7 protein-coding genes and 1 other annotated feature are annotated in these 10,138 nt (G+C 51.7%); of the genes, 6 read left to right on the top strand and 1 reads right to left on the bottom strand.

Annotated features, from left to right (window positions below):
- Positions 1 to 384 precede the first annotated feature (384 nt).
- The gene (locus tag B4H10_RS07840; protein WP_292018599.1) at positions 385 to 1,707 is read left to right on the top strand and encodes an S-layer homology domain-containing protein; all 1,323 of its coding nucleotides are present in this window, start codon (positions 385 to 387) and stop codon (positions 1,705 to 1,707) included.
- 104 nt (positions 1,708 to 1,811) lie between these two features.
- Here the strand turns inward: B4H10_RS07840 and hcp are convergent, their stop codons facing one another.
- Positions 1,812 to 3,383, bottom strand: coding sequence for a hydroxylamine reductase (gene hcp / locus B4H10_RS07845; RefSeq protein WP_170087084.1), 1,572 nt, complete (start codon positions 3,381 to 3,383; stop codon positions 1,812 to 1,814).
- A 240-nt stretch (positions 3,384 to 3,623) separates the two neighbouring features.
- Here hcp and B4H10_RS07850 point away from each other — a divergent pair, with 240 nt between their 5' ends.
- From B4H10_RS07850 to B4H10_RS07870, 5 genes are all read left to right on the top strand, one after another.
- The gene (locus tag B4H10_RS07850) at positions 3,624 to 4,208 is read left to right on the top strand and encodes a 5-formyltetrahydrofolate cyclo-ligase (protein ID WP_292018593.1); all 585 of its coding nucleotides are present in this window, start codon (positions 3,624 to 3,626) and stop codon (positions 4,206 to 4,208) included.
- 141 nt (positions 4,209 to 4,349) lie between these two features.
- The gene (locus tag B4H10_RS07855; RefSeq protein WP_292018594.1) at positions 4,350 to 6,305 is read left to right on the top strand and encodes an FAD-dependent oxidoreductase; all 1,956 of its coding nucleotides are present in this window, start codon (positions 4,350 to 4,352) and stop codon (positions 6,303 to 6,305) included.
- 232 nt (positions 6,306 to 6,537) lie between these two features.
- Positions 6,538 to 8,007: an alanine/glycine:cation symporter family protein gene (locus B4H10_RS07860; protein ID WP_292018595.1), complete on the top strand. Its 1,470-nt coding sequence runs from the start codon at positions 6,538 to 6,540 to the stop codon at positions 8,005 to 8,007.
- A gap of 174 nt (positions 8,008 to 8,181) precedes the next feature.
- A complete protein-coding gene (locus B4H10_RS07865) occupies positions 8,182 to 9,387 on the top strand; it encodes a PLP-dependent aminotransferase family protein (protein WP_292018596.1) in 1,206 nt (401 codons plus the stop codon).
- A gap of 160 nt (positions 9,388 to 9,547) precedes the next feature.
- Positions 9,548 to 9,788, top strand: a binding site (T-box leader).
- A gap of 85 nt (positions 9,789 to 9,873) precedes the next feature.
- On the top strand, positions 9,874 to 10,138 hold a 265-nt coding region (locus B4H10_RS07870), incomplete at its 3' end, for an NAD(P)-binding domain-containing protein (RefSeq protein WP_292018597.1).

Below are 10,138 nucleotides of genomic sequence, written 5' to 3' on the forward strand. Positions count from 1 at the left end.
GTCATAACCTTACCTCTGGGCTGTAAACAAACCGTTACGCACGGGTAATAAAACAGCAAAATATAATTTGTCTTTTAATACGATACAAAAGCAGTAGGGCTAAGGCCGTGTAAAAATTGGGGATGGAAAGAGAAAAATATGGGTAAGCACTCTGTAAAAAGACTCGATAAGTGGCGTATTTATGCGGATTATAGGTATTTTGACAAGGAGGAAACATTTCCTCTATACTAGCGGTGCAGGCGGATATCCGTCTGCGCGGGACTGCTGTGAGAGCGCGAAATGTAGATTCAGAGAGGAAACGAGGAAAACTCGCCTGAGTCATGCGTGCCTCTCCTGGGCAATGATCCTGCCTGTTGTTTTTGGGAAAGAGAGGAATCTATCATGATGAAATCTAAAATTGCCGCTGCCTTTGCAGCCGTTCTAACACTGGGCGCAGCCAGCGCCTTTGCCGCCAATCCCTTTGTCGATGTACCGACTGATAGTTGGGCTTATAAGTCGGTCGTCGAACTGGCTGATGCCGGCGTTATCCAGGGTGTCGATGGCTCGTATTTCCAGGGGGAACGCAATATTACCCGGTACGAAGCAGCCGAAATGACTGCCAAGGCTATGGCTCACATGGACAAAGCCTCGGTCGAACAGCGTGCCCTCATCAATAAACTGGCTGACGAATATGCCGATGAACTCAACAGCCTCGGCGTCCGCGTTTCCAATTTGGAAAAGAAAGTGGGCAACGTCAAACTGACTGGTGATGCCCGTATCCGTTACCGTTATCAGCAGGGCAGTAAGGAAAATGATGATTCCTGGGATTATCGTGTACGACTCCGCGCAACGGCCAAAGTCAATGACAAAACGACGGTCAAATACGGCCTCAGCACAGACTCCATTGCTTTCTCGGATAATGAAACGGCCAGCAGTGACAATGGTGACGTTTATACCGACCGGGCAGAAGTAGAAACGAAACTGGGGAATTTCAAAATCAACGCCGGCCGTACGGATAAATATGTCATGGGTAATGCTTATGGCCTCAACTACGGCGATGTCTTCGACCGTGCTCAGTTACAATACAAGAACGACAATTTTGCCGTCACTGCCGGCTATGGTAAATTTAAAATCAACGGCTTGGATAAGACCTTTGCTGGTGATGATGATAAGGGAATCGATGGCGTAAAGACCGGCTATGGCGAAATCGAAGGCTTCTTCGGCAATGGTTCCAAAGTCGGCGTATACTACAACGACTTTAGCCGTGCCGGTGGTAAAAATAGAGGTGATTCCTTCATGGGCGATGACCTCTGGGGCGCTTACGTATCCTACAATTTCGGAAGCAAATGGAATCTCCTCGTCAACTATGAAAAGGTCAACCTGACAAACGGATACAAGACCATCAATAATGACGACAATGGCAACCTCTGGATTGCCCAGCTGACCTATGGCAAAGCCATCAAATCCCAGCCGGGTACATGGAGTGCCTGGGTAGAATACCTCAACGTTGAAGACGGTGCGTACCTCGGCGGCTCGACGAACAGCTGGCGCTTTGATAAAAAAGCTTTGGGAAACATCGAATCGTGGGGTGTCGGCGGCAGCTACGTCGTAGCCAAAAACGCCCAGTTCAACGTATATCAGACCTTCGCTTCCAAATGGAAAGATAATAAGAAGAACGCTGCCGATCCGGAAGAACAGACACGGGCGGAATTTGTATTTGCCTTCTGATGCCACGCCGGCGATACACTTCAAACTTCAAACACAAAAAGGACTGCCTGGGGGGGCAGTCCTTTTCGTATATAGGAGAGGTGGATTGTTTCGGATAGGGGAGATTATCCTAAGATTTTCTTCAGATCTTCTTCCGGCGTGCTGGTCGGAGAAATCTGGAAATTTTCTACGAGGTAGTTGAGGACATTCTTGGAGACGAATGCCGGCAGTGTCGGTCCGAGGTAGATGTTCTTGATGCCCAGGGAGAGAAGCGTCAGAAGGATGCAGACGGCTTTCTGTTCGTACCAGGAGAGGACCATGGACAAAGGCAGGTCATTGACGCCGCAATCGAAGGCTTTTGCCAAAGCGACAGCTACCTGGATAGCGCTGTAAGCGTCATTGCACTGGCCCATATCCATGATGCGCGGCAAGCCGCCGATGGTGCCGAGGTCGAGGTCATTGAAGCGGTATTTGCCGCAGGCCAGGGTGAGGACGACCGTATCAGCCGGGGTCTGTTTGACGAATTCCGTGTAGTAGTTACGGCCGGGGCGGGCACCGTCGCAGCCGCCGACGAGGAAGAAGTGTTTGATAGCGCCAGCTTTGACAGCGTCGATGACTTTATCGGCTACGGAGAGGACTGTTCCATGACCGAAACCAGTCGTTACAGTGCTGCCACCATTAATGCCGGTGAAGTGCTGGTCTTCGCTGTAGCCGCCGAGTGCCAGAGCTTTTTCGATGACCGGCGTGAAGTCTTTGTCTTCGCCGATGTGAGTTACGCCGTCAAAGGAAACGACTTCTGTCGTGAAGACGCGGTCGATGTAGGATTTGCGGGGCGGCATGAGGCAGTTTGTCGTGAACAGGAATGCGCCGGGAACGCCGTCGAATTCTTTCTGCTGATTCTGCCAGGCCGTACCGAAGTTGCCTTTGAGGTGTTTGTATTTTTTTAGTTCCGGATATGCATGGGCCGGGAGCATTTCACCGTGAGTGTAAATATTGATGCCTTTGCCTTCGGTCTGTTTGAGGAGGAGTTCCAGGTCTTTCAGGTCGTGGCCGGTGACGACGATGAACGGGCCTTTTTCTACGGTCAGGGGAACCGTTGTCGGAACCGGTGTGCCATAAGTCGTCGTGTTGGCTTCGTCGAGGAGGGCCATGCAGGTCAGGTTGACTTTACCTGTTTCCATGACAATCGGAAGGAGTTCGTCCATGCCCCAGTCTTCGCCGATGGCCGACAAGCCTTTGACGAAGAAGGAATCGACTTCTTCACTCGATTTGCCGAGCATGAGAGCGTGGTAAGCATAAGCAGCCATGCCGCGCATGCCGAACAGGATGAGGGATTTGAGGGAACGGATATCTTCATCGGCGTTCCACATCTGGTTCATGTCGTAGTCAGCTGCGGGAGTAGACGAAAGGGCAGCGGCTTCCGCATGGATTTTATCAATCATGGCCTGGGTCGTCGTCGTGTTGAAGTTGACGTTAGTGATCGTCGTGAACAGGCCTTCGAGAATGGCACGGTACGTCTTGGCTGTAGGAGCGGCAGTCTGACAGGTACGTGCCAGACCGACGAGAGCGCCCGTCAGAGCATCCTGCAGACCCGCTTCGGCAGCGGATTTACCACAGACACCAGCACAACCGGTACATCCCGTACCCCGCGCCGTTTGTTCACATTGAAAGCAAAACATCTGATTTTCCATCATCATTACCTCCTGAGTATCTATTCAAATACAATACTAAATTAAAATCTTGATTGCGGCAGTTCCTGACTGCTCTTATAGTATAAGTGAAAAAACAAAAAAATGTCGTTGTATATGCAACGGAACGGGAAAAAAATATTTTTTATACTAAAACTGCGGGAACATGTGGAATGATTGGCCGGTATTCCGGAAAAAATATGATATCCTATATTATATAGAATATAAAATGCACAGGAGGAACCCATCATGATAAGAACCGTGAGTGAAGAAAAAAAGGCTCTCAGACGGCAGGTAAAAGAACGGGTGGCACAACTACCAAAAGACTATTGCCAGAAATCTGATGCCGCTATCCGCCAGTATGTACTGTCTCTGCCGGAATACGGACAGGCCCGGCGTATTTTCTGTTATGCCGGTACGCCATCAGAAATCCAGACACTGCCGCTGATTGCGCAGATGCTCTCCGACGGAAAAGAAGTCGGCGTACCCTATTGTATTTCCTTGGGAAAGATGGAAGTCCGGCAGATCCGCTCTCTGTCCGACCTGAAGCCCGGGCGCTATGGCATACTGGCACCGGATACGACCTGTCCTGTCATGGCCGCCCATACAATCGACCTGGGCCTTATCCCCTGCTGCACGTGCAATGAAAAAGGCCAGCGTCTGGGCTATGGCGGAGGTTTCTATGATATCTATCTTCATGACAGCCATTTCGCCCGGGCTGTCTTATGCCGTCATCAGGTAATGACCGGTCAGATTCCCATGGAGGATCACGATGAACGGATGGACTTGGTCATTTCAGAAAAAGGTGTTATCCGGATTTCCCGGCAGGAATGATGCCGTTTGTACTAGTTTTCCATCATAGCTAATATAAGATAATTATTATTAGCAAAAATGAACTATTGATGATATAGTATAGGTATCAGTACACGTTGGTGTTGGTGAAAAAACATCTGACTACACGGGGAGGGATTTCCTATGAACTATCAAGTATTGCTGTCACCGGGAACCATTGGTCCACTGCGTCTCAAAAACCGGGCCGTCATGGTCCCCATGGCAGCCGATCTGGCTGACCGCCATGGCGTCGTCACCGACCGGCAGATCCGCTATTATCAGGAACGGGCCAAAGGCGGCGTGGGGATGATTATCGAAGAGTATACGGGGGTCGATGATATAGACAGTATCCCATCGATTCATAACCTGAGAATAGCCCGGGAGTATCATGTCCCGGAAATGGAAAAACTGACCGATGCCGTCCATATGTATGATTGTAAAATCGCAGCCCAGCTCCATCACGCTGGTGCTACGTCCAATCCGGCACTGACGGGCCGGCCCAATCTGGCTCCCAGTGCCGTACCGATTGCGCCGGGGAAACCCGTACCGCAGGAGATGACCAAAGATGATATCCACCGGATCCAGCAGAAATTCATTGATGCGGCAGTGCGCTGCAAAAAAGCAGGCTACGATGCGGTGGAACTCCACGGGGCACACGGCTACCTCATCGCCCAGTTTTTCAGCAAGTACTATAACCGCCGCCACGACGAATACGGCGGTACGGTGGAAAACCGCTGTCGGTTCATCAGCGAAATCATCCAGGGCATCCGGCAGAAACTGGGCCGCTTTCCCATTATGGTGCGCATGTGTGGCGATGAAATGACGCCCGTAGAAGGGTTCCTCACACTGGAAGACGGGCTGGAAATTGCCCGCTATCTGGAATCTTGCGGTATCGATGCCATCAATATCAGTAATGGCAGTGCCCGCAATGCCGATGCCAATTGTGAACCCTATTCGTACCGTCCGGGCTGGAAAAAGCATGTGGCAAAGGCATATAAAGAAGCGCTCCACATCCCGGTCATCGCGACGAATACTATTAAAAACCCAGAATTTGCCGAAGAACTCCTCGAAGAAGGCGTTTGTGATTTTGTCGGACTGGGCCGGTCCCAGCTGGCCGATCCGTATTTTGTCGAAAAGGCCCGCACAGGCCGCAGTGATGAAATCCGGCAGTGTATCGGCTGTCTCTATTGCCGGGAACGGGTCTTGGGAAATGGCATGCCTATCCGCTGTGCCATCAATGCCCGTACGGCCCGGGAAATCGAATTTGACGATCTGCAGAAAAATGGCGATGGAAGGACCGTCGTCGTCATAGGCGGCGGCCCGGCCGGGATGGAAGCCGCCCGCGTGCTGGCTCTGCGTCAATTCCACGTAGTCCTGTTGGAACGGGAAGCGTCTCTGGGCGGCATGCTTAACGTTGCCGACAAACCACCGCTAAAAGAACAGATTACCAGACTGGTGCATACCATGACGTGCCAGCTGCAGTGCCTGAACGTAGACATCCGCTGCCGGGCTGCGGGAACGGTGGAGGAAACGGCCTCCTTCCATCCGGCAGCCGTCGTCGTCTCCTGCGGGGCCAGACCGCGGATCCTGCCCCTGCCGGGATTCGACCTTCCCCATGTCGTCACGGCAGAAGCCGTATTACAGGGAAAAGCTGCCGTACAGGGCCGGTCTGTCATTATCGGATCGGGCCTTACGGGACTGGAAACGGCCGCCGTGCTTTTGAAGGACCACCATCCGGTCAGTCTGGTTGAAATGATGCCTGTCATCGGCGGCGCTATTTTCCCGGCCGTCCTGAATGATGAAATGAGCCGAATTACACCGTACCATCCGGATATTTACACGGGTCACAGCATCCGTTCTGTCCAGGAACATACGGTGACATTGGAACGGCTGAGCGATCATGAGCAGGTCATCCTTCCGGCCGATACGGTCATTTTGTCTATGGGGCTTGTACCGCGGCAGGATACGGTCGATGCCTTCCGGACAGCGTTTGATACAGTACGCGTCATCGGCGATGCGGCCGGCGGGGGACGGATTGCCACGGCGGTTCAGCAGGGCTATGAGGCCGGGTTCACGCTCCTTCGCAACGAAAACATGTAAGATGAAATAAAATATGTAAAACAGAACAAAAATATTATTATTTAAAATAATATGATAAAAATAATTAAAAATATACAATAAAATATTGACATGATAAAAAATAAATGGTATAGTATGACCATCTCATTCATCGTTTTGATGGCGGGATAAAAACTTATATGCCGGGCAATGAGGCCTTCTGCAATGTAAAACTGCAGGAGGCCTTTTTTGTACTGTAAAAGGGGGAATATGTATGTTTATCATCGAGAGTATCATAAGTGGCATGATGGCCATTGCTGATGTCATCTGGGGCTGGCCTATCCTGATACTGACATCATTCGTTGCGGTTTACATGACGGTCCGGCTCCGGTTCTTCCAGTTCCGCCATTTCGGGCTCATCATGAAAGAAACCTTCGGTAAAGTCTTTGATAAAGGCTCTGGCGAAGGCAATATCAATCCCTTCAAGGCAGCCTGCACGGCCCTGGCGTCTACCCTGGGCGTAGGCAATATTGCCGGCGTATCCGTCGCTATCGCTACCGGCGGTCCCGGTGCGGTATTTTGGATGTGGTTCATCGCTATGCTGGGCCTCATCGTCAAATTCTCGGAAGTCACCCTGGCCGTGGCTTACCGGGAAAAAGACCCCGATACGGGCGAATGGCACGGCGGATTTCCCTGGTTTGTCAAAAACGGTCTGGGAAAGAAATGGAAATGGCTGTCCCTCATCTGGACGATTACCCTGGGCCTGGGCATGATGGTCGGCCCGGCTGTACAGTCTAACGCCATTGCCCAGTCTCTGAGCGGTTCCTTCGGTATCTCGCCTTTATATATCGGTATTGCCGTCGCAGTCCTCATGGGACTGGTCCTGGTCGGCGGTCTGAAGAGCCTTTCTAATTTTGCCAATGCCGTCGTTCCCTTTATGGCTGTTATCTATATCGCCGTTTCTGTCGTCGTCATGATCGTCAATGCGCCGGCTATCCCGGCAGCTTTTGCCATGATTTTCCACGACGCCTTTACCGGTACGGCCGCATCGGGCGGCTTCCTCGGTTCGTCGGTCATGCTGGGGATCCGCTGGGGCCTGGCACGGGGCATTTTCTCCAACGAAGCAGGTACGGGCACGGCACCGCTGGTCCATTCGTCGGCCTCGGTCAATCACCCGGTCAAACAAGGTTTGTGGGGCGTTTTTGAAGTATTCTTCGATACGATCGTCGTCTGCACTATGACGGCTATGGTCGTCATGACCTCTGGCGTCTGGGACAGCGGTGCTACCGGGGCGGCTCTTACGGCAGCGGCCTTTGGGGAAGGCTTTGGCGGCAACGCGGCAGCAGCCGGTATGTTCATCGCCGTGGTCATTGCTTTCTTCGGATTTACGACGGCCGTGGTCAATGCCTATTATGGCGGCATCTGCCTCAATGCCCTGGGCTTTAAAGGTGCGCCGGTTAAAGTATTTTACGCACTGGCCAGTGTTTTCGGCATCGTCGGTGCCATCGGAGCCCTTAATACCGTATGGGCTACCTTCGATTTCTTCTTCGGCGTCTGTGTCCTTTGCAATCTGGTCATCATCTTCGTCATGCGCGATAAAATCGTCCTCCTCGTACGGGATTATGAAGAACGTCTGCTCACCCAGTCCTGGGATGCTACGACTGCTGATGCGGTCGAACGCCTGGGCCTTATGGAAAAACCGGAAGATGCATCGTCTCTGCGGGAAAGCGTCAAAATTTCATAACCTTTCTCCCTGCTGGATCTCCCCATATTCCCAGAAAAAAACTGTAGTGCCCTCTATGAGAGCCTGCAGTTTTTTTCTGTGCTGCCGGCAAAAGAGCAGATAAAAATTCTTTTGTCATTTGTGTTTGTGTAGTATACTTATGTATGTAAAAGAGAGAAAAGGGGGATGTTTGATATGACACAATTTTCAAAACGCTGGTCGGATCCGGCCCTGGTGGCGACCTGTGATGTCATGGACCGCTTATTCCAGCCTATGACGGCGGCAGACGGAATTGCATTCAGCATTGGTTCGCCTGCTGTAGAAGCACTTCCTGTCGATGCGCTGCGGGAGATTTCCCAGGATGTGTTCCGCCGGGATGGCCGCGGCATCGAAGCACTGGCCTATGGCACTAAAATGGGAATCCGCGACCTGCGGGAAATCATTGCCAGTGAGCTTCTGGCACCGAAGGGCGTGCATACTTCGGCTGATAATATTCTCATCACTGCCGGCGGGTTGGAAACGATGAAGCTCCTGTGCGATATATTCCTCGATCCAGGCGATGTCATTCTAGTTGAATCGCCGACGTTCGTGCACTGCGTCATGATATTCCAGATTTTCAACGCCGTCTGCATTCCCTGCCAGATGGACAATGACGGTCTTATCATGGAAGACGTAGAAGCTAAAATCCAGAAATATCATCCCAAGATGATCTATACCGTGCCGACCTTCCAGAATCCGACCGGTGTGACCCTGTCCCAGGACCGCCGGCAGAAACTGGCAGAACTGGCGGCCAAATACGATGTCATCGTCATCGAAGACGATCCCTACCGGGACATCCGTTTCCAGGGGAAAGACCTGCTGCCCATCAAGACCTTTGATGAAGCCGGCAAAGTCGTCCTGGCCAACAGCTTTTCCAAAATTTTTTCACCGGGCAGCCGCCTCGGCTACGTCGTAGCGCCCGATGATATCATGGATAAAATCGCCTATGCCAAGGTGGCGACCAATTCCCATTCCAGCAAGATTTCCGAAGTCCTGGCAGCGGAATTCTTCAAGCGCGGCTATTTCCCCGATCACCTGAAAAGAATCTGCGCCATTTACCGCGAACGGTGCGCAGCCATGATGGAAGCCCTGGATGCGTATTTCCCGGAAGGGACGAAACATACGCATCCCGATGGTGGTCTCTTTACCTGGGCCGAGCTTCCCGGCGACATCGATACGACGGAACTCTTAAAAGAAACGATGGACAAACTCCATATTTCCTTCGTCGCCGGCCGGGGCTTTTACGTCGAAGGCGGCGATGCCGGCAAGAACTGCATGCGCATCAGTTTCGGTGCCGTACCGCCGGATAAAATCTACACGGGCATCAAACGCCTGGGCGATTATATCAAGACGAAATTATAACAGAATTAAAAAGTTAAACAACGAGCTGTAAGATTTAACGTTTAACTTATATAACATTTAAATAAACACCCCAAATGCCCTTGACAGGGGCCTGTCTATTGCGTACAATATGCCCATACCTCGCAACTATAGCGAAGTAGAATAAATAGTCATGCATAATGAAAATCTGATGACGGGAGAAAGTAGTGTGTCTGGTCCCATGACAGAGAGCCGGCGGGTGGTGTGAGCCGGTATGAGCCGGCAGACGAAGGTCCTCCCCGAAGAGCGGTGCTGAATCAGATTAGGCGCCTACGGCTGTTCCCCGTTACAGGAAACGCGTATGTTGGTACGTTGTAGAGAGCCCGGATGCAGCAATGCTCCGGGAATCAGGGTGGTATCGCGGATTATACTCCGTCCCTTGCAGAAGGGGCGGAGTTTTTTTGTTACCCTTTTGGCAGCTCTACATTCCAACAAGATTATTTTTTTATGGTAAAGGAGAGATGTAGAATGGCAAAAGTATTTTATGATCAGGATGTCAATTGGGAAGCTATGGAAGGAAAGAAAGTCGCTATCATCGGCTACGGCAGCCAGGGCCACGCCCATGCGCTCAACCTCCGCGACAGCGGGATTGATGTCACCATCGGCCTCTATAAAGGAAGTAAATCGGCAGAAAAAGCCCGCAAAGCCGGTCTTACCGTCCAGACCGTCGCCGAAGCCGTCGCCGGTGCGGACATCACCATGGTCCTTATTCCCGATGAAAAACAGGCCGACG

The sequence above is a fragment of the Megasphaera sp. UBA4382 genome (assembly GCF_002391155.1).
In the GTDB taxonomy this organism is placed as follows: domain Bacteria; phylum Bacillota; class Negativicutes; order Veillonellales; family Megasphaeraceae; genus Megasphaera; species Megasphaera hexanoica.